Origin of the sequence: Janthinobacterium sp. B9-8 (genome assembly GCF_000969645.2) — a bacterium.
GTDB lineage: Bacteria > Pseudomonadota > Gammaproteobacteria > Burkholderiales > Chitinibacteraceae > Iodobacter.
Genome location: NZ_CP014222.1, coordinates 2040507 through 2060341, shown reverse-complemented (window position 1 = coordinate 2060341; position 19835 = coordinate 2040507). Strand labels below are relative to the sequence as shown.

Annotated in this window: 39 protein-coding genes; 4 read left to right on the top strand and 35 right to left on the bottom strand. The window is 49.3% G+C overall.

All coding sequences use genetic code 11. The annotated features are described in order from the left end of the window. Positions 1–9 precede the first annotated feature (9 nt). The 31 genes from VN23_RS21485 to VN23_RS09160 all read right to left on the bottom strand — a co-directional run bounded on the left by VN23_RS21485 (position 10) and on the right by VN23_RS09160 (position 15372). A complete protein-coding gene (locus VN23_RS21485; RefSeq protein WP_046352675.1) occupies positions 10–375 on the bottom strand; it encodes a hypothetical protein in 366 nt (121 codons plus the stop codon). A 1-nt stretch (position 376) separates the two neighbouring features. Beyond that, positions 377–760 (bottom strand): hypothetical protein, encoded by a 384-nt coding sequence (locus VN23_RS09305; protein ID WP_046352676.1) that lies wholly within the window; start codon positions 758–760, stop codon positions 377–379. Continuing rightward, positions 757–1545: a hypothetical protein gene (locus VN23_RS09300; RefSeq protein ID WP_052746676.1), complete on the bottom strand. Its 789-nt coding sequence runs from the start codon at positions 1543–1545 to the stop codon at positions 757–759. Before VN23_RS09300 ends, VN23_RS09305 begins: the two co-directional genes overlap by 4 nt. After that, positions 1542–1880: a hypothetical protein gene (locus VN23_RS09295; RefSeq protein WP_046352677.1), complete on the bottom strand. Its 339-nt coding sequence runs from the start codon at positions 1878–1880 to the stop codon at positions 1542–1544. Before VN23_RS09295 ends, VN23_RS09300 begins: the two co-directional genes overlap by 4 nt. Further along, complete coding sequence (locus VN23_RS09290; RefSeq protein ID WP_046352678.1) at positions 1873–2127, bottom strand: hypothetical protein; 255 nt, start codon at positions 2125–2127, stop codon at positions 1873–1875. The genes VN23_RS09295 and VN23_RS09290 overlap by 8 nt, the downstream gene beginning before the upstream one ends. Positions 2128–2206: 79 nt before the next feature. Beyond that, positions 2207–2563 carry a hypothetical protein gene (locus VN23_RS09285; protein WP_046352679.1) on the bottom strand — a complete coding sequence of 119 codons (357 nt, stop codon included), beginning with the start codon at positions 2561–2563 and terminating at the stop codon, positions 2207–2209. Between the two features lie 14 nt (positions 2564–2577). Continuing rightward, complete coding sequence (locus VN23_RS09280; protein WP_062654866.1) at positions 2578–4239, bottom strand: DNA cytosine methyltransferase; 1662 nt, start codon at positions 4237–4239, stop codon at positions 2578–2580. Beyond that, positions 4236–4427: a hypothetical protein gene (locus tag VN23_RS09275; protein WP_046352680.1), complete on the bottom strand. Its 192-nt coding sequence runs from the start codon at positions 4425–4427 to the stop codon at positions 4236–4238. The genes VN23_RS09280 and VN23_RS09275 overlap by 4 nt, the downstream gene beginning before the upstream one ends. Next, positions 4424–5113 carry a hypothetical protein gene (locus VN23_RS09270; RefSeq protein ID WP_231743380.1) on the bottom strand — a complete coding sequence of 230 codons (690 nt, stop codon included), beginning with the start codon at positions 5111–5113 and terminating at the stop codon, positions 4424–4426. The genes VN23_RS09275 and VN23_RS09270 overlap by 4 nt, the downstream gene beginning before the upstream one ends. An 83-nt stretch (positions 5114–5196) precedes the next feature. Continuing rightward, the gene (locus VN23_RS09265; protein WP_046352682.1) at positions 5197–5451 is read right to left on the bottom strand and encodes a hypothetical protein; all 255 of its coding nucleotides are present in this window, start codon (positions 5449–5451) and stop codon (positions 5197–5199) included. Then, on the bottom strand, positions 5448–5891 hold the full coding sequence (locus tag VN23_RS09260; RefSeq protein WP_156455168.1) for a hypothetical protein: 444 nt from the start codon (positions 5889–5891) through the stop codon (positions 5448–5450). Before VN23_RS09260 ends, VN23_RS09265 begins: the two co-directional genes overlap by 4 nt. A 170-nt stretch (positions 5892–6061) precedes the next feature. Then, positions 6062–6601 (bottom strand): hypothetical protein, encoded by a 540-nt coding sequence (locus VN23_RS09255; protein WP_046352684.1) that lies wholly within the window; start codon positions 6599–6601, stop codon positions 6062–6064. A gap of 292 nt (positions 6602–6893) precedes the next feature. Next, entirely contained in the window at positions 6894–7115 is a 222-nt protein-coding gene (locus VN23_RS09245; protein WP_046352685.1) for a hypothetical protein, read from the bottom strand. Positions 7116–7129: 14 nt separating this feature from the next. Beyond that, positions 7130–8038: a recombination-associated protein RdgC gene (locus VN23_RS09240; protein WP_052746677.1), complete on the bottom strand. Its 909-nt coding sequence runs from the start codon at positions 8036–8038 to the stop codon at positions 7130–7132. Further along, complete coding sequence (locus tag VN23_RS09235) at positions 8035–8529, bottom strand: hypothetical protein (RefSeq protein WP_197433073.1); 495 nt, start codon at positions 8527–8529, stop codon at positions 8035–8037. Before VN23_RS09235 ends, VN23_RS09240 begins: the two co-directional genes overlap by 4 nt. A gap of 22 nt (positions 8530–8551) precedes the next feature. Then, on the bottom strand, positions 8552–8899 hold the full coding sequence (locus tag VN23_RS09230; RefSeq protein WP_046352687.1) for a hypothetical protein: 348 nt from the start codon (positions 8897–8899) through the stop codon (positions 8552–8554). Positions 8900–8954: 55 nt separating this feature from the next. After that, positions 8955–9221, bottom strand: a complete 267-nt coding sequence (locus VN23_RS09225; RefSeq protein ID WP_046352688.1) for a hypothetical protein — start codon at positions 9219–9221, stop codon at positions 8955–8957. Positions 9222–9243: 22 nt separating this feature from the next. Beyond that, the gene (locus VN23_RS09220) at positions 9244–9660 is read right to left on the bottom strand and encodes a hypothetical protein (protein WP_156455167.1); all 417 of its coding nucleotides are present in this window, start codon (positions 9658–9660) and stop codon (positions 9244–9246) included. Positions 9661–9702: 42 nt separating this feature from the next. Beyond that, on the bottom strand, positions 9703–10188 hold the full coding sequence (locus VN23_RS09215; RefSeq protein WP_046352690.1) for a siphovirus Gp157 family protein: 486 nt from the start codon (positions 10186–10188) through the stop codon (positions 9703–9705). Positions 10189–10211: 23 nt separating this feature from the next. After that, complete coding sequence (locus VN23_RS09210; protein WP_046352691.1) at positions 10212–10610, bottom strand: single-stranded DNA-binding protein; 399 nt, start codon at positions 10608–10610, stop codon at positions 10212–10214. A 1-nt stretch (position 10611) separates the two neighbouring features. Next, positions 10612–11484: an ATP-binding protein gene (locus tag VN23_RS09205; protein ID WP_046352692.1), complete on the bottom strand. Its 873-nt coding sequence runs from the start codon at positions 11482–11484 to the stop codon at positions 10612–10614. Positions 11485–11757: 273 nt separating this feature from the next. Next, positions 11758–11973, bottom strand: a complete 216-nt coding sequence (locus VN23_RS09195; protein WP_046352694.1) for a hypothetical protein — start codon at positions 11971–11973, stop codon at positions 11758–11760. Next, complete coding sequence (locus VN23_RS09190; RefSeq protein WP_046352695.1) at positions 11970–12539, bottom strand: hypothetical protein; 570 nt, start codon at positions 12537–12539, stop codon at positions 11970–11972. The genes VN23_RS09195 and VN23_RS09190 overlap by 4 nt, the downstream gene beginning before the upstream one ends. Continuing rightward, on the bottom strand, positions 12536–12781 hold the full coding sequence (locus VN23_RS21820) for a hypothetical protein (RefSeq protein ID WP_156455166.1): 246 nt from the start codon (positions 12779–12781) through the stop codon (positions 12536–12538). The genes VN23_RS09190 and VN23_RS21820 overlap by 4 nt, the downstream gene beginning before the upstream one ends. Next, positions 12724–12924: a hypothetical protein gene (locus VN23_RS09185; protein ID WP_046352696.1), complete on the bottom strand. Its 201-nt coding sequence runs from the start codon at positions 12922–12924 to the stop codon at positions 12724–12726. The genes VN23_RS21820 and VN23_RS09185 overlap by 58 nt, the downstream gene beginning before the upstream one ends. Then, the gene (locus VN23_RS09180) at positions 12915–13163 is read right to left on the bottom strand and encodes a hypothetical protein (protein ID WP_046352697.1); all 249 of its coding nucleotides are present in this window, start codon (positions 13161–13163) and stop codon (positions 12915–12917) included. The genes VN23_RS09185 and VN23_RS09180 overlap by 10 nt, the downstream gene beginning before the upstream one ends. Then, the gene (locus tag VN23_RS09175; protein ID WP_046352698.1) at positions 13160–13354 is read right to left on the bottom strand and encodes a hypothetical protein; all 195 of its coding nucleotides are present in this window, start codon (positions 13352–13354) and stop codon (positions 13160–13162) included. The genes VN23_RS09180 and VN23_RS09175 overlap by 4 nt, the downstream gene beginning before the upstream one ends. A 144-nt stretch (positions 13355–13498) precedes the next feature. Next, positions 13499–13633 (bottom strand): hypothetical protein, encoded by a 135-nt coding sequence (locus tag VN23_RS22280; RefSeq protein WP_257722044.1) that lies wholly within the window; start codon positions 13631–13633, stop codon positions 13499–13501. Positions 13634–13953: 320 nt separating this feature from the next. Beyond that, the gene (locus VN23_RS09170) at positions 13954–14328 is read right to left on the bottom strand and encodes a Gp49 family protein (RefSeq protein WP_046352699.1); all 375 of its coding nucleotides are present in this window, start codon (positions 14326–14328) and stop codon (positions 13954–13956) included. A gap of 15 nt (positions 14329–14343) precedes the next feature. Continuing rightward, positions 14344–14556, bottom strand: coding sequence for a hypothetical protein (locus VN23_RS09165; protein ID WP_046352700.1), 213 nt, complete (start codon positions 14554–14556; stop codon positions 14344–14346). A 420-nt stretch (positions 14557–14976) separates the two neighbouring features. Continuing rightward, on the bottom strand, positions 14977–15372 hold the full coding sequence (locus tag VN23_RS09160; protein WP_052746678.1) for a hypothetical protein: 396 nt from the start codon (positions 15370–15372) through the stop codon (positions 14977–14979). A gap of 451 nt (positions 15373–15823) precedes the next feature. Between VN23_RS09160 and VN23_RS09150 the strand changes: the two genes are divergently transcribed. Beyond that, on the top strand, positions 15824–16549 hold the full coding sequence (locus VN23_RS09150) for a hypothetical protein (protein ID WP_046352702.1): 726 nt from the start codon (positions 15824–15826) through the stop codon (positions 16547–16549). Positions 16550–16615: 66 nt separating this feature from the next. Here the strand turns inward: VN23_RS09150 and VN23_RS09145 are convergent, their stop codons facing one another. From VN23_RS09145 to VN23_RS21480, 4 genes are all read right to left on the bottom strand, one after another. Further along, positions 16616–17086, bottom strand: coding sequence for a hypothetical protein (locus tag VN23_RS09145; RefSeq protein WP_156455165.1), 471 nt, complete (start codon positions 17084–17086; stop codon positions 16616–16618). Then, positions 17035–17850: a hypothetical protein gene (locus tag VN23_RS09140; RefSeq protein ID WP_046352704.1), complete on the bottom strand. Its 816-nt coding sequence runs from the start codon at positions 17848–17850 to the stop codon at positions 17035–17037. Before VN23_RS09140 ends, VN23_RS09145 begins: the two co-directional genes overlap by 52 nt. Next, complete coding sequence (locus VN23_RS09135) at positions 17847–18179, bottom strand: hypothetical protein (protein ID WP_046352705.1); 333 nt, start codon at positions 18177–18179, stop codon at positions 17847–17849. The genes VN23_RS09140 and VN23_RS09135 overlap by 4 nt, the downstream gene beginning before the upstream one ends. 69 nt (positions 18180–18248) lie before the next feature. Then, positions 18249–19007 carry a helix-turn-helix domain-containing protein gene (locus tag VN23_RS21480; protein WP_231743379.1) on the bottom strand — a complete coding sequence of 253 codons (759 nt, stop codon included), beginning with the start codon at positions 19005–19007 and terminating at the stop codon, positions 18249–18251. On the opposite strand from VN23_RS21480, the gene VN23_RS22440 reads away from it, so the two are divergent. From VN23_RS22440 to VN23_RS09115, 3 genes are read left to right on the top strand one after another with little or no spacing between them, the layout of a single operon-like run. Further along, positions 18912–19148 (top strand): hypothetical protein, encoded by a 237-nt coding sequence (locus VN23_RS22440; RefSeq protein ID WP_442905432.1) that lies wholly within the window; start codon positions 18912–18914, stop codon positions 19146–19148. The two genes, VN23_RS21480 and VN23_RS22440, sit on opposite strands and share 96 nt — an antisense overlap. Continuing rightward, on the top strand, positions 19145–19582 hold the full coding sequence (locus VN23_RS09120; protein ID WP_046352708.1) for a hypothetical protein: 438 nt from the start codon (positions 19145–19147) through the stop codon (positions 19580–19582). Before VN23_RS22440 ends, VN23_RS09120 begins: the two co-directional genes overlap by 4 nt. Next, the gene (locus VN23_RS09115; RefSeq protein WP_046352709.1) at positions 19579–19764 is read left to right on the top strand and encodes a hypothetical protein; all 186 of its coding nucleotides are present in this window, start codon (positions 19579–19581) and stop codon (positions 19762–19764) included. The genes VN23_RS09120 and VN23_RS09115 overlap by 4 nt, the downstream gene beginning before the upstream one ends. Positions 19765–19835 lie beyond the last annotated feature (71 nt).

Below are 19835 nucleotides of genomic sequence, written 5' to 3'. Positions count from 1 at the left end.
TGGATTTATTCATCGCTTAAATGGAATGACATTGCTTAGGGCTTGCTTTACTCCGCCAGCCTCGACGAACTTCTGCCATTCACGCGCATGGGCAGGGCAGTAGTGCAGGTTCTCTCCGATTTCCTTGGCGTGGGTTTCACACAATGGGGCATCACAGGTTTTATTTTCGCCAACAGGGAAGTCGCAAAGATAATCACCGACCCTAGCACAATGATTGCAGTGAGGGCCAAGTTCGCCGCAGATCGTGTAATTTTCGATGAAACTACGGCTCTTCATTTCGCAATAGCGATCCCACGAACCAAGAAAGCCTATCTTTTGCCACTGCTCGTATTCTGAGCGGCTAGGTGGCTTGGTGTACTCAACGTAGCAAGGCATGCTATTCGCGCCTTACGACTGGCCGCATCACTAGCGAGTCTTTCCAGTCGCATGTGCCTTGGGTGAATGATTTGTGTACACCAACGTCTTGAAATTCAAACAGCTGGTAGAACCATGAATAATTGTCACGTGATGGCTCGCCGCGATATAGGCAAGCCTCACCGTCATCGTCTTCGGCTATCCAATTAAACTTATCGCTCACATGATCCCAATTGATATAAGGCTTGGATTTGATGCGATATTCAAGATCTTCAAACCATGTATTTTCATGAGTGACCACATCTTCCCAGCCTAATAATGGGCTGTCTGGATCTAAGTATTGCCGCTCTGGCTTTCCCATCCGCTCCCATTCAGCCTTAAGCCATGTGTGATCGTATATCGTCATTGTGAGTTACTCGCTAATGATGGATTAATCAGTTCCAACCCAACATCCAAGCTAGGCTTGTTTGATGCGGGGGCGGTATCTGTCGGGAAGTCTTTGATTCTTTCATCTAGCCAGTCGTCTTTACATATTCCAGCGTCATTGGCTGACCACATGGAAATGGCGCTTCCAAAATGTTTTACCCATTCCCAACCAGACGGGGTATTTAACGTGCAAAGCATAGTGGGCCACACCTTCACATTCTCCACCAGCCACGCCAGCGCTTGATCGCGAGTAAGCGGCTCTGTAGGCGCTGGATTAATCAGCTCAGTAACCAGCTCAGGAATGCCGATTTCTGCGTCCTGCAGCTCGATGGCGGAAGGGCGGTTTAAGTCGACGACATTGATGTCGTCGACTTGAGGCAACTCAATCCCCAGCGCCTCAGCCAGCGCCTTGGTGTTTAGCTCAGCGTGATAGCGACCTTTGCATTGAATCAGCGCCGTTGCTGCTTGCTCGATGGCAGATAGGCGGCTTAACTCGGCAACTTGAGTTACCGCGTATTGACTAGCGTTATTATCCTCGCATCTTGACTTTAGCATTGCCAATACCCAAGGATATTCAGGCCAGTCATGTTCAATCACAATCGACAATAAATCTGCCTTCCCGTCATGTTTTCTACGGGCATTGCTTATGCGACGGGAAATGCTATCTAAGTTATTTACCATTTCAGCGGGAAGGTATTTGATAACGTCAGTAATTTTAAGAACTACATAGCGCTGTTCAAGTTCAAATTTCTCCGTCTTAATCATTTAGCTACCCCACTTTGTGGTATTGGATTGGATTTGCCTGCCACCATTGCGTCAACGACCGCGCGGTGCGATTTGCGCCCATCATCAGAAAGATGGGGCCATAGAGCTTCCAGCAATGTTGCTGCCAAGACACTCTGTTCCAGCGGCTGCGGGAAGTCTTTTGGTATGTGGTTCTTGCATACAAAGCGGAAAGCAAAGGCTAGTGCGCCAATGTTCACTGCCTCTGCTTGCTCAATGGCGGCCAGCCGTTGCAATTCTTGTGCGGCTAAATCCATTTGAAAGGAGCGCCAGCCGGTTTTTAAATGAATTTTTGCTAGCTCAAGTGCTTTACTCATTTTCCACCGCCTTGGCTTTGATTTTTTCATTTAATTCGTCCAGTTTTGTTTCTGCGACTTCCAGCCACTTTTCGCCGCACTCATCAAATAATGCACTGGCCCAATGAATGAAAACGGCTTGCTCATATTCAGCCTTTTTTGCCTTATCTTCGTAAATCCCTGCTGCAATTAAAAGCTGTGCGATTCGCATGCAGGCAAAGTTTTGGCGCCCTAAAATTTTTATTTGGGTGTCGCTTAATTTAATCATTTTCTATCATTCCCCTGATACGGAATAAAATCGGCAAGCCTGATTAGCTTGCCGTCGATTAGGATGTATTCGGGCTGGGTCATGGGTTCGCCCCTAGTCCACGCTGCGGATGCTCGCCGCGATCCTCGGGCCAGTCTGGCAACTGTTCGGAATTGCCGGATGGTTGCTGTGCAAGTGGCTCTGCCTGCATGGCTGCGTCAATTGCGTGGTCAAAATCGTCACCACGAATATTTAAGAAATCCGATGCATCGTCAGGCGTATCACGCAGCCAGCGATACCTTGCTACATCCTGCTGTAGTGCCGCCAGCTCAGCTTCAACACCAGCCAACAATGCCCGCGCAGCTTGATAGACGTAAGGCTTTAAATCAGACTCACCCTCTTTGACTGAAAAGCCATTTTCTAAAAAAATGCGCTTAATTTCTTCATTTTTTAGCATGATTGTTCCTTGAGTTATGCGGCCAACAACTGCCGCTTTTCTTTCGGTTGCCACACGGCTAGCTCTGGCAGATTGGCTTTAACCAGCGCAGCGGCCAGTGGTGGGCAGACTGAGTTGCCGGCCATGCGTACTTGGGCTTTCTTTGTGAGAGGCTTGCCGTTAATGACGGGCGCAAAGTTGTATGTCTCTGGGAAGCCTTGGGCGCGGTACAGCTCTGCTGGCGATAGCATGCGCATGCCGATGTCTGAAATGGCATAGGTTTCGCCATGGACGGTCACTAGACCCATGCGATCTACGCAGGGGATGGTGTGCATCGGTTCATGCAGGCTCACACCGTCTTTTTCGTTGCCGTAATACTTGACTAGAAATGCCCGCACTTCGGCATGGTGCGTGCCTTGGGCACTGATTGTGTGCAGTGGCTCGTCTGTGGCGCTCCCGACGTTTGTGCCGCGCAATTTGACAAGGCTGCTTGTAACCAGCTGCGTTTTGCCGCCACCGCCTGCTGTGATTGTGCCTACCGGTGCATCCGCTGCAGCTGCATCGCTATTGCCGAATTGCCGCACCATATTACACGCTACTAATGCGTGGTGATCGGTGGTGGTTACGGTGTGTAGCGGGTCAGCTAAATCAATCCCGTCGCCGGTGTAGTTGCCACCGTAGTGTTTGATTAGGTTTGCGACTGCGACAGCAAAATGCCCGCCCTTTACTTCGGCACATTGGGTACGCAAAGGCTCGGCTGCTGACCATGCCCTAGGGCTACTGCTGTTGGCACATTCCGTGATAATTGGCGACACAAGGCCAAATCTAGTTGCCCCAGCCATGACCGTATCCAGTGGTCTGGTCAATTCTTGGCCGATGCTGTTTTGCTGGAATTTCACAATGAATGGCTTGCCCGACTCAATCACATAACGCTTAATACCCCGTGCAATTCGGCGCAGCGTGGCTTCGGCCAACGGTTTCCGGCGTTCAAAAATAGATGGGCAAGGAATAGACCAATTAATGCAGTCTGCAGCCGTCTTCCATGGCTTCAACAGCTTTGCTTTAACTGCCGCACTTTCTGGTTCTCCGTGCGTAGGCGCTGGCCAGACAATGGGCTGGCCGTCACGGCGAGCGATTAGAAATAGCCGCTTGCGGATTGTTGGGGCGCCATAATCGCAGGCGCGTAGTTCGCGGTGCTCTACCTGGTAGCCGTGTGATTTCAGCGCATTGATAAAGCTGTTGAACGTGCGGCCCTTATTCTTAGGGCATGGCGTGCCATCAGGGCGCAGCGGGCCCCACGTTTTAAACTCTTCGACGTTTTCCAGCATGATGACGCGGGGGCGAACTTGAGCTGCCCAGCGCAATACTGCCCAAGCAAGCCCCCTGATTTTCTTCTCACGCGGTGCGCTGCCTTTGGCTTTGGAGAAGTGCTTGCAGTCTGGGCTAAACCACGCCAAACCAACGGGGCGGCCCTTCGTGATTTCAACGGGCTTTACATCCCACACGCTTTCGCAAAAGTGCTCGGTCTGTGGGTGATTGATCGAATGCATTGCAAGCGCTTCTGGATCGTGATTGATCGCAATATCTACGCAGCGTCCGAGCGCCATTTCAATGCCAGTGGATGCACCGCCACCGCCCGCAAAATTATCGACGATGAGCTCGCCGTGGAGATCCATGATGAATTGGTCGCGAATCATGCCAATACCTCAAACTCATCCGCATTCAAAATAATGCCCACTGCCAGATTGCCAGTCTTGGGCCGCTTAAAATCCACTTTCATGACTTCAACATGCCAGCGATTGCCAAGGCATCGGCTTGTTACCGTGCCGATGAAGCCAGCGCGGTGCGGGTGGTCGGAAACCACTTTTACTTTTTGACCGATCATGGCGTGATCCTTTTAAATTCGATAACCCATACCCAAGGATTGGTGCCCCAGCTTTCGGGGCCGTAGATTGATTGCCATAAATCGCAAAAATTATCAGCAGCCGATAATGATTCATCGCATCCGGCATTATCTGGATTGCTATAACTTGGCATCCATCCGCTTGCCTCGCATCCCTCCGCTCTAGCATCCTGCTCGCTAATATCCTTTAGGCGCTCAACTCGAATTGCTGTGATTTCTAGCGTGATGCGGCTGGCTGCTCGCGGCATGTGAATGCTTGGTTTCCAACCCGTAAATGCGCCATCTAGCTCTTGGCGGTTTACCTCGCCATCAGCGCGATACTTCCAGTCAAGGTGCCAGCGTTCAGTAGGGCAGCCCGGCATTTCAGGGTGGTCGCACCAGTCGTAAACCTCGCCAAAGGCTTCACGTAACCACAGCCGGTCGCCAACTTTGCCAAGCGGGCAGTGCGCCCGAATTACATCCTGCATTAATGGCCCATCACCACGGGCCCAAGTTGCGCTGCCAACATCCGCTGAGCAAGTGCTATCCAGAACCCAGCCTTGCCATTGATGGCCTGATGGCGGCTGGCGCTTCACAACCCGCCGCGTCTGTGTTTTATTGCCCGCCAAAATGGCATTAACCATTGCAGCGTTGAAAAGAATAGGGCGCTCTTTCATTGTGCTGTCCATTAAAAAATCCCGACTAAGCGGGATTTGTTTGTCTGTCGCATTGCCGTTTGATCGGCTAGCTGGTATGTAGAAAGCCCCGTGGTTTACTTCGGCTCAGGCTTTAGTTCTAAGCCACTTGCTGGATCAGGATTATTAATTACAGGCCGTGAACTATCCCCGATAAATGGAATGAGCGGCTTTTCGCCACGCATGGCTGAATACTCAAGCTGTAGTTTTGCACTGGCAATCATCTTGCCTGCTACGTTAGCCAAAGCGTCAGCTTCTGTTTTCTTCATCGAGCCATTTCTAAGTGCTTGATAAACTTGAATCATGTCGTCACGAATTTCGGTGATATTCATTTTCTTAATTCCCGTTTAATTAAAATTTGAATTCGTTTTAATTCGATTAATTCTTGGGGGATTTCTCTAAGACGGATAAGAGACTTTATGTAGTTATCGGTTAGTGTGTTTCTTGCGTTGGCCTGCCACTTGGCTTGGTAAGCCGCTATCTGTTCTTCGTTATCGGCGCGGTACTTAGCTTTGCGAACCGCCACCCACTCCTTGTTGTTGGCCTGCCACTTGGCGTTGTAAGTCGCCACCCACTCCTTGTTGTTGGCCTGCCACTTGGCCGAACGAACCGCCGCCCGCTCCTTGTTATCGGCGTAGTAGTTGGCTGCGCGAGCCGCTTCACAAGCCCTGCATTGACTGCGAAGCCCGCCCTTACCTCCCTTGGCTTTGCTAAACTCCGCCAGCGCCTTAGTCTCCTTGCACTTACGGCACGCCTTCATTTCGATCCCCATTAAAAAGCCCTCATCTGAGGGCTGTAACTATCTTGCTCGGCTGCGGCAATCTCTCGCCGCATCTGTAGATCAATCCGCCGTTTACTTAGCGCCGTGTCGTGGGCGATTTGCGCCTTGGATTGCTGAGTCCTTGGCCCGCGATCATTGAGCCATTGGAATTCTCTACGTTGTCACGCAATACGGCGGCCGGATGACGCATATAAACTCCTTAGTTTGTCCTTGGTCATGACTTCCGCTTGCATAAGCGCGTGCTGTACATGGTCGCGGGTGCTGACTTGGATTAGTTCTTTAACCCACTTTAGTGATTCACGCATAGCTTTAATGCCCTCAGCATCAGCCCCGAATTTGGCTAGCTTTTGGTATCGCTCGCCAACACGCTGCAGCCCTTCCGCCGCGTCCTCAAAGTCCTTTTGCGAGGGCTCGAATGCTTGGGCGGTTTCTTCGTTGGCACTGAATTTGTGCAAGCGAGCGGCGAGGCAGAAGCCGAAAAAGTTGGCTTCGACGAGCTGGATAAAACCATCCCCGCTTAGCCTGCCTTTGGTTAGCTCTTCTAGCCGCATGTAATACTCAATCATGAGGATTTCTAAATCTTCCTGGGTTGTTTGAGTGCGATTGTGGAGATTAAGTCGGGTATGGAATGCCATTAGCCCAGCGTTTTTATCAAAGCGAGACGCTGGTTTGGCTGATTGACGGCGCTGGGCTCGGTTCATGATCTACCTCCAGGTTGACTTACGGCGTTTTCGACGCACAGTCATTGCATAACAGTGCTGTTGATTTAACCACCCCACTGCGACTGTTCAACGAGCAAGAGACAACTTTGCTGCTCAGTTCTTGCGGATACTTCCAGCGACCGCACTCGGGGCATTCTTTCTGTCGCAATCCTGCTTTGTGCTGTACCTCGGCCCATTCGTGCCAAGCAAGGAATCCAGCAGGGGCTTGATCGCCAGCTTTAAACTCAGGCTGCATAGTGATATGAATCGCCAAAGACATAATTCAGTTTTCCTATACAGGTTCAATTTCATCGACGGACACGCCAAAAGTCCGATCCGTAATGTTTTCGTGCGATACCGAGATACAGGTTTTGTAGCCGCTATTAATGCGTCGAATTATCAATTCGTCGCCTTTATTGGCATAACGCTGGATTCCCATTCCTTCGTCCGTTAGATCGTTATCCATATAGATCTTCGCTCTAACTTTCTGGCCTACAGTTGGTGTCCATTCCATCGCAATTTTCCCCGTTAGCTTGAAAGCTCCCCACCCAGCACCTCAATCACCGCCGGCACAAACTCGCGCATTTCGCCAATAAACAGCGCTGCACTGGATTCAAACATCGCGTCTTGCGTTTCCACGTCCAGATCACGCAGCTCGTCCTGCAAAATATCCAGCATATTTAGGCGCTTGATTTCCAGCTTTTCAGTGAGCTGAAATGCGATGCGCTCGTTCCATGCCATGCCCAGCTTGGTGGCTAGCTTGCCAGTGGCTAAGTGCTGCTTCACTTCGTCGCTGTGCAAGTCCTGACGTAGGAAGCGAGCCACCGCGCCATCATCCCCAGGGAATTTCAGTTCGCCGTCTTTATCCAGCTCGAAGCCATCCGGCAATCCACTTTCTAGCCAGCTAGTCATGGCCGTTTGCGGGGTGGTGTGCGTTTGGATCAGGCGCGTTGGCAGGCTACCCATGGCTTCACGTAGTTGAACCAATAGGCTTTCCGCCTTGGATGCCGCTGCGCTATCAACCAGAATCAGGCCCAGCTTTAGATCGATCAGGACGCGGTGAGTGGTGATGCGGGTAAATGCTCGCGGGCGCAGCTCTTCGGCGACGAGCTCACGAATATCCCTTGCTTCCTTCCGGCCAACTTTGCGGCCTTCATCGGCTTCGATCTGCTTGATACGCGCTTCGGCTTCTTGCTTGACCACCACGGCGGGCAGGATCTTTTCTTCTACCTGTAGGCAAACCAGCACGGCGTCTTGATAGACGTAGGTGATTAGGTCAGGCTGATGTGGGGCAGGGGCGATGAAGCCTTGAGAGTGCAAATCATGGCTGCCGCATGGGAAGAAGGGCTTCTTGGCCAGCGCTTCGGCGATTGATTCAGCAGTCAGGGCGTGATCGGCGGCGATGCGGTATGGCTGGATGTTTTTGAACCAGATCATGATTTATCCTTGGCAGCTTCTGGTGCTTGATTGGATTTTTGAGCTTTGGCAATTGCTGCTTCTGCTGTTTCATTTGCACATTTAGCGCAGCAGCACCGCTGAATATGAGTCGCACCTTTCTGACATGAAGGGGAGAAATTAAGCGCGTAGTGAATGTCTTTCAATGCTGCCAGCAGCTCGCCTCGCTCTTCTGCTGCGGTTTGGTTGGCCATAATTTCAGGGTGAACATCAAGCACATTTGAATCGGGATCGAGCAGGCCACTATCAAGAATGCACTGCATGCCCCATACAACACGCTCAAGCGCGGATGGGATGCGTAAAAATTCCATGGTTAATTTATGGAACCGCTCTAAATCGTCGTAGCTTTCCGTATCAAATTCCTCCGACTCTTCCCCTTCAGATTTAGGAGGAAGCAAACCTTCGTCGGCTCGATTTAAAAATAGGATCAGCTCTTGGGCTATATCCAAATCTTTCGCGGTGGCTTTCGCCATTTTTAGTCCCATGGATTTGTCCTTAGGCTTTAACGAGGGTTATCAAGAAGCTAGATTCTTCCGGCTCGTTGTCTGGCTCAGAATCGTAGGGGAGGTGAGCGCCAAGATGCGCACCCATCTGCTGAAGCATTGTCTTAACCCGAAACAGATCAGGGCCAACTAAGCCAGCTTGGCGTTCAAGTGGTGACCCACTCATTTGAATCAAGGGCGCGTTGCGTAGCCGTTCGTGGGCCAGTTTTAGAATTTCGCGCATTGTGTCCAGCTCATCGCCAGACAGTGAAATTTCTGTCTTTCTGATTGTGTGTAGCTGCATTTTGATTCCACAAAAATAAAGCCCGCTTACTTGCGGGCTTGCTTGATCTGCTGCCATGCGCGGATTCGGCGGCGCTGGCAAGATATGGTGCGGATTATTCGGCGTTGCATTTTTAAAATAGACTCAATGTTTTAGTATCAATAATTGGAATTGAGCCGCCCACTTCTATAAATACAGTGCATTTTGGCCCGCTTTGAGTTTTTACCCATTCCTTTGGATATTCTGGGTCATCAATGTTGTATTGCATGGTTTTGCCAAGTATTGGGCAATTGTGTTCTTTATCTTGCTCACAATTAGCACACCAATCACTGATAAATAACTCGCCTTCCGTGCCATTGCTTGGTTGGTAAAGCTCTATTGATTGAATTGTTTTACTCATCGGCTTGCCTCAATAAAATGGATTATTCGGCGTTGCATTTCAGCGCTTCAACTTCTTTTTCCAGCTCAGCAATACGCTCAGCACGGTTGAATTTCTTTTCAGTTCGCGCCTTAAGCATCGCATCTGCAATTTCGTAAGCCCAAACAGCTTCTTTGTCTTGATTCTGACAAAAGAAACGCCGGTCTGATGACGATAGGGCCGTGCTAATTGCTTGCAATGCAAACTGATCGCGTAGGGTTGCTACCTCTTGATCTGGCGGGGTGAGGAATTTGACTTGCTCAGGTAAAACCTCAGCAATACGGCCATCTTCCAGCTCAATAATTGCAACGCTGTACGAACCATTGAAATCTCTTTCTTCAACAAAGCACTGTCCCCAGCAATGAAAAAGCCCAGTCGCATGCATTGGGTGCTCTTCAGGGTGAATCGTTACTTTTCTCATAATCATCATCCAAGTAAAAGCCCGCATCAGCGGGCTTAGGGGTTACTTAATCGTGAGTGCTAATTTCCGTTCCAGCCGTGCGCCGTCTATTTCTCGGCCCGCTTTTAGCGCGTCCTTTAGTTTATTTTTGTCCGCCTCATATTTCTCGGGCACAACACGAACAAACTCGGCGTCTAGCTTGTCAAAATCATCGACCAAAACGCTTGGCGGATTGCGCTTAGTAGATACGCTGATTTCGCTATCTTTGGGGCTTAGCCCGCTAGCGTCCAATTCACGGGCCAGATACTCACGTAAGCTTGCGGCTTTCTTTTGCAGCGACTCACGGGCCGATTTGCGTGCATCTTCTACCACCTTAATGGCCTCCGCTTCAATTTCTAAGCTGCGGATGTACTTCGCTACGTTCAGGGCCTTTTGCTCGGGCTCAAAAGCCAGCCCCTCAATGGTGTCATCAAATATTTGTTGTGTGATATCGCCCGCTTCAAGCTGCGCAGACAGGTCTTGCACTGCATCGAGAAATTCTCGATTCATTTGATATAGGTTCATGGCTGACCTCAGAAAGGAATGTCGTCTTCAAAATCGCTGAATGAATTTTGCTCGCTAGGGGCTGGCGTAGGGCTTGGCGCAGCGGCAGGCTTGGTTGACTCTGGTCTACTTCCAAGTACCACCTCGTCTACGCGCACCTCTGGAGTGGTTCGCTTTTGCCCTTCTTTGTCATTCCATTCGCGTAGATCAAGCGAACCAAACACAACGATTTGCTGTCCCTTTTTTAAGTAAGCCGCCAATGCCTGTGCTCGTTTGCCGAAGAGGGCGCAACTAAACCACTGCGTGTGCTTCTTTTCGCCAAAACCAACATCATCAGCTACGGCAAAAGACAGAACAGGGTCGCCATTCGGTAGTGCTCTTAATTCAGAATCTCGGCCAAGTCGGCCAGTAATTGTGATTTTATTCATGCTATGCGGGCTCCTGTTGCGCGGCTAGGTCAGCTTTTACTTTGTCATACGTTGCTTTTAGCGAGGTCTTTAGCCCATCAGGGCAACGCTTCCATGCCCCGCCAAATATACCTTGCGCCTGCCCAAGTGACTCGCAAGCATTTAGCGCTTCAACCGCAAGCGCTACCTCTTCGGCGTCCATTGCGGCGGGGTCTTTGCCGCTTTCTAGCCACTCAATCAGCATTTGCCCTGTGCGCTCTGATAGCTGAATAGGATCTTTAAATAACCCCGTTCTGTCCTTGCTTACCATCGCCAAGTTGCCGTCATGGGTAATATCAAGGACTGTGGTGAATTCGTACTCTGAGCCGTCTCGCTGTTCGGCCTTCATTCCCAGCTTCTGTACCGTCTTGCGTCCATTAACCTCTACCTGCGCTGTTTCTGTCTTGCTTCGCATGGTTGCAATGATGTGCAAGGGGGATTGCAGGATGGTGTCGATAAATTTCCGGTGGCGCGGCGTTACTTCATTCCATGCCGACCAAGAATTGCCCTTAAACTTTGCCTTGGCTACTGCATCAACCAGCTCAAGACACCCGCCAACGCCAGACCATTCGTGGGTGGTGGAATCGATGATTAAAACATCGTAGCCGCCCGACTCAGCGGCATTAATCGCATCAATAAATCGCTCTGGAGAGTAGGGAGCTAAAAGCTCCAACACATCAAAATCAGCGATGTGCGAATACAGGCTTGCACTGCCTTTTTCCGTATCGATCAGGGCTATTTTTCCGCCAAGGCCTTTGGCTACCAGTAGTGCGCCGTAGGTCTTACCTGATCCACTTGGGCCAGTCAGTGCCAGCCGTAGCTTAGCTTTCTTGCGCTGTGCCTTTTGAAATTGCATGATATTGATCCTTAAAAAGGGAGCGCCCGTTTTTCGGTGGGGCTGAGGTGTTGATGGATAAATGGGCGGCACCGAAGCCAAAAGTAGTGATTGGCAAAGGTGAACGTTGGGTATCGAGGCAAATCCCAAGCAATGAGTTTGCTAGCGCGGGCCTTTTGCCGCGTCTCTCCCCACAGCTGTTTGAATTGCTGCTTATTCATGCCATTTCTCCAAATTCAGGCGTAAAAAAACCGCATCAGTGCGGTATTGGTTTACTTGATGGGTATTTGATAACTACTTGACCGTTACCGGATAGCCGCACTCTGCAGCAATGCGCTTCAGGGCGGACTTGGTGTTGGGCGTATCAATTAAAACTTGAAACTCGCTCGTGCCTTTTTTGGGCATGTAGTCGATCGCATCCATGACGGTGAAACCGGCAAAGGACAGAAAATCCGCTACTTTTTTCGCGGTTTCCTCTTTAAAGCGACCGCTGACTTTGAGGACGCTCATTGTGGCGCTCCAAAGTGTTCAATCAGTGACTTTTCCGATACGGAAAAGTCTGTTGGGGAGTACGAAAGAGGCTCCGCATTTTCTTTGATAGCCTTATTTAATACTGCCAATGCGTTGAGGATTGGGGCGGGAATATGGCTTTCATCGCCATCTTCTGGCATATCATCACGCCAGATCTCCGTTAGATTGATCTGCTCTGGTAAATTGCTAATACAAAAAACTAGTTGCAGGTCAAATACAGAAACCTCCTCCTCTTCGCAATACTCAATAATTTGACTTGGATTATCAAAATAACGATCAGCTGAGTGACTATAAAGCCAGTCTTTGCCATTCCATGCTTGATAGGGCATAGCATCAAAGCGTGCTTGTAGCTTTTTTAATGCGCATGGGGAGCAATAGCTTTTTTGATCCACTTCTGCGCCGCATTCGCACAGTTTATGGGTGCTGCCATCATAACGAGCCATGTGTTCGTCATGAGCAAAGAATCTACCTCTGCTCGATACCCAGCCAGTTACGGTTTGAATGCTTGCGGCCTCTGGAGAGGCGTACATAATTTTCGCAGTCATTGATGCGCCCCTCTTGTGGCCATTAAAACAGGATGGCGCTTATCTGCGATGCGGATCATTAGCCAGCAGGTCAGCATCAGAACGACAAACGCGGCCACGATGCCCCACGGCACCGGCAGGAAGAACAGGCACATGGCCATGACTTGCCAAATGATCATCATCAATGCGATGGCGATCAGGGCGGTTACAGTGACGCGGCTAATAGCGCGGGCTTTTTGTTGGAGGGCAAGAAGAATTCGCATATTGAAACCTTTTTGGTAGCAACGGTGATTAGCTCTTGGCGGGTGCTGACATCGCGTAAATCCCAGCCATCTTTTTTTAGATCGTGCAGCTCTTTCAAGTCTTCTGAAACTTGCTGAGCACGAAGAATGCGGATTAGTAGCATGTGGTTAGCTCCGGTAAACGAGCGTGGGCTATATCTGTTTCGTGCTGATCGCGCTCTATGGTTAAAAACGCAACGAGGCGGCTTTCGATGTAGTCCATGCCCTGCATAATCAGCGGGGCGATATCAGAATTAGGCTGTGTTGCGCGGACGGCTTCAATCTCGACTGAATGCCGAGGGCCGTGCTCGAAAATAACCTCAACTTCGATATCTTCGATAGTGAGCACCTGGCTGTCGCTCATACGAACACCTTGATCAGCCAATGGCATACACCCTCTTCGGGCAGCGCTTTATCTGCTACAAAGCGGGCTCTAATGTCGCCGATGGCTTTGGACACGGCAGCGATCACTTTTTCTTTGGACTCATCCATAGTGGCCTGAGCGGAAACTTTGAAACCGTACTCAGTAGAGTAGGGCTGGGTAACGTCGATCATGATGGATGACTCCGAAAAAAAGCCCGCATGGTTAGCGGGCAAAGGGAGGAGTTGATGAAGTTGGTGGCTGGAGCTGATCTCCGGCTTTGACTCTCTCGTGCTATTTCAGCGGGCCTAGTGGGTCGTAGCGCCGCAATACGCCAATCAGCCTTGGCAATTCACCAACATTGCATCGTGCTGGGCTTGATTCCAGCTATTGCCAAACCATCCCATCATGACAGAGGCGTTGCTTGGGCTTTTGCACGCTGCTGTAACCAGTACAGCTTCAGGGTATGTCACGTCCTTCCGTGATGACGATGCAATCTTGGTGCCTATTCTTTCGTTGCAGGCTCTACGGCGGACAAATTCTCCGCTCCAAATTTTCGGACCACTACTAGGGCGAAATGCCCGTTCTCTCCGGTGGGTAGGTGGCATTGAAGTGGGCTGGGCGTTAATCCAGCAATGATTTTTTTCCCGAATCTCTCGGAGGGTAAGTCCCTTGCTGGCATCTCCAGCTTGCGTTTGCGCTTCTCTCCAGCGCCGCCGCTTCAATGTTGGTGCCGGATACGCTCCGGTGGGCGTCTCTGCCGTTGTGATACGGTCGCAGTCACCGCTAAAACTTAAATACCGGCCAGCTTATTGCGTAATACATAGCCTTCAAGCGCCCAAATCTTTGATCTAGCGTTTTCAAGGGCAATTTTGCGACCGATTTCAGCGTTAAAGTTTTCAGGGCTGGCGCAAGCGCTTTCGCCGGTGACGGTGAAGCCGTTTTTCAACACCAGCACGCAGAAGGTAAGCAGGTGATGTGCTTCATTCACTTGTTCCATCGGTGCGTTATCGCCAGTGTCGTGCCGGTACTGCCACTCGCCGAGACATCCATCCGCCGCAGTGAAGTAGCGCTCGCCAACAATCAAGCTATCGATATGACTTGGCGTAATCCGCGGCGCGGTCAAACCCTTTTCTTGAATTTCTTGCTCAATTGCTGTTTCTGACATTTACGTTCCTTTGTTTTAGTGGACAAATTCAAAATTACTCACGCCATCATCATCAACAATATGCGCGGTGATTTGCGGGCAAACCGAAATAGCCTTAACAGGACTGGTAGGGCCTTCGATATGCACAAGTATGTTTTCATGCTTGCAGCCTGGACAAATTGCCTTTGCAGCCAAATAAGGGCCAATCATGTCAATGGCCGATGATTCTGGTACGAGTGTGATAGCCATGTGACTTTCCTAGGGTTGGTTAAACAAAAACACTAAAGCAAACTGCGCTAACAATTCGCTTGGTGTTGCTGCTTACGTTCGATCAGGAGTTGGTACTGGTCGCAGGAAACCAATAAACCTGCGCCGAACAGGCTCCCTCGAACTGCTCATGTTATTTGCACCGTGTTTTGGCGTATGAGTGCGCCACCTTGGGCTGGGCGCTTGGCTGCTGCAGTTATTTCGTACATCCATTAGCTAAGTCGTGCACGGCTACACCTTCACCGGCTGCAGATAGGGGCGGTGTTCTGCTCTGCTGTTATATTAAAACCCGCTTACCGATCAGCTAGTAAGGGAAAAGAATTTTCGTATTAATTGATTACTGTAAAGAGCGCGACTTAGCTAATGGATGCCGACTCATGGAATCGGCTTTTAATGCTTGGGTTATTCCAAATCGCTTTCCGTTACCACTAATTCTTCAACGTTAGTGACTGCGTAAAAAGTAACGTCGATATTTTTATCGAGCCATTCCGTGATGATTGCGTTTAGCTCGGCTTTCTTTTCATCACTTACATCAGGGAAGTCTTCCGCCCATTCGCCATGATCATCACAAGCACGCTCGCCAATATCTTCAAAAAGACGATCAATATCGAAGAACGAAGAGGGGTTTGGATGAACTGCAATTCCTCTCCAGTAGTTTTGGCCTATCAGCTCATCTGACTCACCGCGCTGAAGCACATCAATCAGCGGTTCTGAGCTGTATCCTTCTTGGTCGAGGCTGTAGCAGTAGTTCGGCTGTTCTGCCCCTGTTGATGTCTGTGTTGCTTCATTTGTATTCATACATCCTCCCGTTAAACACATAAGCAGCCTGTCACAGCTTATGTGTGCCGACTCTCTCGAATCGGCGGTACACCGCGACGTTAGGCTTGTTAACTCCTGCGTCATCCCCGTGTTGCTCCTGCGTTTAAATCCAAATGGATATCGAAGAGGCTCGCCATTCGTAGGCTGCATCAACGCGCTGCGGGCGGTGTGGTTTGTTGCTTTGGCAGAGGTAAAGATCAGATCAGTGCGGTGGTTTGCGTTTGATGAAGTCATTATGATTATGAGCATAATCATAATCAAGTTTTAGTTATGAATTTACTCATAAAAGTTGATAAGTTTATGATTTTTAATGATTATTTTGTTTTTTTGATCGTAGGTGTCAGAGGGCGGTGATTTTTCTAAGCGCTTGCTCTATTGTTACTTAGTGCTTGCTTGAAAATTTCTTAGTCTATTTATAAGGAGGAGTAGTATGGATCTACTTGCGATTGCCGCTTGCGTACTAGAGAAGGAGAGGACTGAGCTGCATGTAAATATTATTGCTCAGCGATACCTAGCGGCCAACCCTTCGATTGAGGTTACTGTCGAGGCGTTATCAAAGAAACTATCTTCTGCACTTGCCGCTAATGTAAAAGCAAAAACGTCACGCTTTGCCAAGGTGCAAAATAAAACGGGCGGATTAAAACGGGGGATTTACCGCTTAAAGAGAGCAACAGCGCCTCTTTTTGTATCCCCAACTCCCGACCCCGTACTAACCGGTGATACTGGTTTTATTGGGAAAGCAGGGGAGTACGCGGTGATGTCTGAATTATTATTTAGAAATTTCAATGTCTCGTTAATGACGGTAGATAAAGGGATTGATTTAGTTGCCGCTAATGAGCTAGGGAAATATTTTCATATTCAAGTGAAAACGGCGAATATTAAGGATGGGGTATATGCTTTTGGCGTAAAGCGAAAAGCCTTTGAAGCAAATAACACTAGCCAAACTTTTTATGTGTTTGTGATGCATGGGTCAAACAAAAATGATTTTTTAATTATTCCTAATAGCATGCTAGAGAATTGCATTGCAATGGACGTTATTCGGGGAGTTGATACATTTAGTCTTCGGGTTAGCTATGACGGGAAATCTAGGAAATACCTACTAAACGGCAAGCAGGACGTAACCATTCATGTTAATCGGTTCGGACAGATTAACTAGCCGTATGTTTTAAGTGATTTTTTTAAACGAACGTTAAAAAACCCGCACTTGGCGGGTTTCATTGGTCTAAATCTTCGTCCTACGCTTGGGCGGCGGGCCTTTGTGCTCTGATGATGGGCTGGGGTTGGGCGTTTCCGTGAGTAGTTCGCCGCAAAACTCTTGAAATAGCTCTGTTAATGCGACTTGTGCTTCTGGATACCTGAAAGGCAGTGGGTCGCTATAAATAATATTGTTCGGATAGGGACTCGCCGTTTCTTTGGCGTTCAATGCTTCTTCTAAAACGATGAGCTGATGTTGCCACTGCTTTAAGATGGTCGGACTGGCGAATTTAGCGAGTAACGCTGTCGGTACTAAGCGACAAGCAAGGGCGTGATAAGGACTATTGATCTGAATCACCACCCCTACAGTCATACTGACTGGCCCCGCTAAAGTGACCGTCCAATATTCGCCCGTCACCCCGTCCGGCATGATTGAATCGGGGTGGATTAGTGACGCAATCCGCTGCTCTGCATCTGGGCGGAGTCCGCTGGTTTCCATCGTGTTCCTTCTAGATTTGAACGCTTACTTAGCTTGTTTGCCACTGCCTGTGCATCTTCGTCGGGCAAGAGATAAGGGAGCCAGTGGATTAGTTCGTCCATCGCGTCGATTTGATCGTGAGTATGGATACAGGCGGCAAGTACACGTACTTTTGCATGCTCGCGTGGAATGCCCAATGCATCAACCCAATCCACCATGTAAGCCAAGTGATTATAGGTGTTGCTGAGTCGTTTTAAACTGTGAATGGTCCAGTATTCCCCTCCGAGAATTTGTGCTCCATCGGGCGCAATGAATTCATGGTCATTTATTCGCATGACGGGCGCTCGTGCGTTAAGACATGTAATTTCATTAATACCGATAAGTAAGGGTAATGGACTCCACGCCAACAGCTCCGTGCGCTGTTGATGAGTAATATTAATAGTCAGTGGAGTGGGGACGGCGTTGCCCATGGATTGCAGTGCAAAGCAGGTGATGTGATGGGTGTCTGGCCAGTGATCTTCTGGCCATACTTTGCGAAGTACGTCAGTGGGCACTTGGATAAACCAGCCTGCCGTGGCAGTTGGCGCAGAAACATAGAGCTGAAGTAGCCAATAGATCAGCATATTGGCTGCACCACGGCTTCCCTTGGGAAATACAAAGACACAACCTTTTCTTTTGATGCCTAGCTCGTCATACAAGTGAGCTTGCATCGCCCTTGCTGTGAAACCGTTGATTCTGCGAATAGGTGCTGCGAAGTTTTGATGGCTTAAAGCAAATACGGTCAAATTAATCTCTTTAATAGGTGTAGCAGTGCCGCTGCATCTGATTCGGGCAGGGTTGTAACGGAGAGAATAGCGAGTAATTGAAACTGGGTATTGTATGGGGCGTCATCTTGCCTTAAATGGGCAATGAGCGGGAGAGATAAACTACCTTTCGTCAGGCCGATTTTGTCCTCTATTCGGCTTGCGAGGGCATGGCCGATGTTTTTACTCCCGCTAATGAATTGCGATAGGCGAATGTCATCCAGCCCCATCGCGTGTGCGGCTGCGGTTTGCGTAGAGTATTGAGCAGCGAGAAACTTGATATTTTCGCGGCGGATGATGCGCGTATCCATGGCTTGCCAGCGTATCGCTGATGACTAGACAAAGGAATTGCCCAAAAAGGGCAAGAAAAAACCGGCCAATCAGCCGGTTTTTTTGTTGGTACGCGCTGCTTGTGTGGCAATCAGGGTGTCGAACTTATCTTCGGTTTCATCCGAATTGCCCATGATGGGTTTGCCGTCTGGAGTGAAAGCTGGGCCAGCAGAGCGCGGGCCTTTGCACTCTTCTGAAACAACCTGCTCTTCGGCTTGGCTGGCGGATACCAAATCCAAAGTGGTGCTTAATGCATTGTAGAGAGACTGATTAAGCAAGCCTTTGCTATCAAGCGCAATGATGCGGTTAATAAGAATTAGCGCATTTACTGACGTGACTTGTCCTCCCTGGCTGTCTGCCATTTCGCCAGTCGTTAAATATTCGTAAGTCACTTTAAAAAAATCAGCAATTTTTTCTACGGTCTTCCGTCTTGGGTCTTTAATCTCACCGGACAGAAAACGGCTGCACCATGACTGACTCATCTTGATGGCGGCCGTAAATTCTTCTTGCGAAACCTTGTTTTGTTCCATGAGGTTACGCACGGTTTTTATGAGTATGTCCATACTCATAATTTTGGATGTAACTGAGGCTGTCAGCAAATGAGCTTGCTCATATTTATCTTGAGTTAAGTCATTTGTAGAATTATGATTATACTCATGGAAAATATTACTATTGATTTCTCCCAGATGCTCCGTGATATCAATGCCACACGGATGACGCAAAAAGATATCGCTGAGCGTATTGGACTCACTCAATCGGGGGTGAGTCGGGCGATTACTCGCACTCAAACAAAGCGCATTGATGCTCATGCCTTTCATGCTGCTGTGGCGCTGTATGCCGAGGTTTGTGCTCATGTTGGTAGCTCCAGTTGTTCTATGCCATCAGTTTTACAGACGCAAAGCAATAACGATAACCAATTGAATTGCCATCAATTGAGGGCAGAAACATGAAACAAGCAAGTCTACTTATTCGGGATGCATTGACGTTTGTCTCGCAAAAAGAAGTTGCGCTGACGATGGGCGTTGATGAAGGGGCTGTAACCAAGATGGTTCACAACCAGCAGGGCGTAAAAATCAGCCAGCTAGACGCTTTTTTGAGTGTGCTGCGCCTGCGCTTAATTCCTGAAGGCCAAGTGGTGGTGAGCGAAGAAAAGTACCGAGCCATGAAATGCCTGGCACGTGCTTACGTGGGTATTGCTGTTGATTTGTCGCCCGATGCGGTGACACAGGAAGTCCGGCAAGCAGCCACGCTGTTGGTGGCGGAATGGCTAACTAAGGAAGCGTGCAGTGGCTGCGCCAGTAACGACTCATGGGCGCTGGCTTCATTGATGAGCGGGCAAGCTTTACAAGACACCGTCGGTTTTCAAGCGAAGGTCAAATCATGAAAAGCATTTGGCGCAGGCTCAATTTGTACTGGCAGCTATTCAAGCTGGAAGTGGAAATTGCGGACGCTGAGCGGGTCATGAGCTGGTATTGCGACATGGGAATCGACGTATCCATTATCTATGCGCAGATATTGGTATTGCATGCGCAGCGCGATCAGTTTTTGAGACGGCTATGCCGGTAGTTCAAAAGAGGAAAACCCCGCAATGGGTGGGCCATGTGCGGGGTGAAGATTTTTCAAGTGAAGTTGATTAA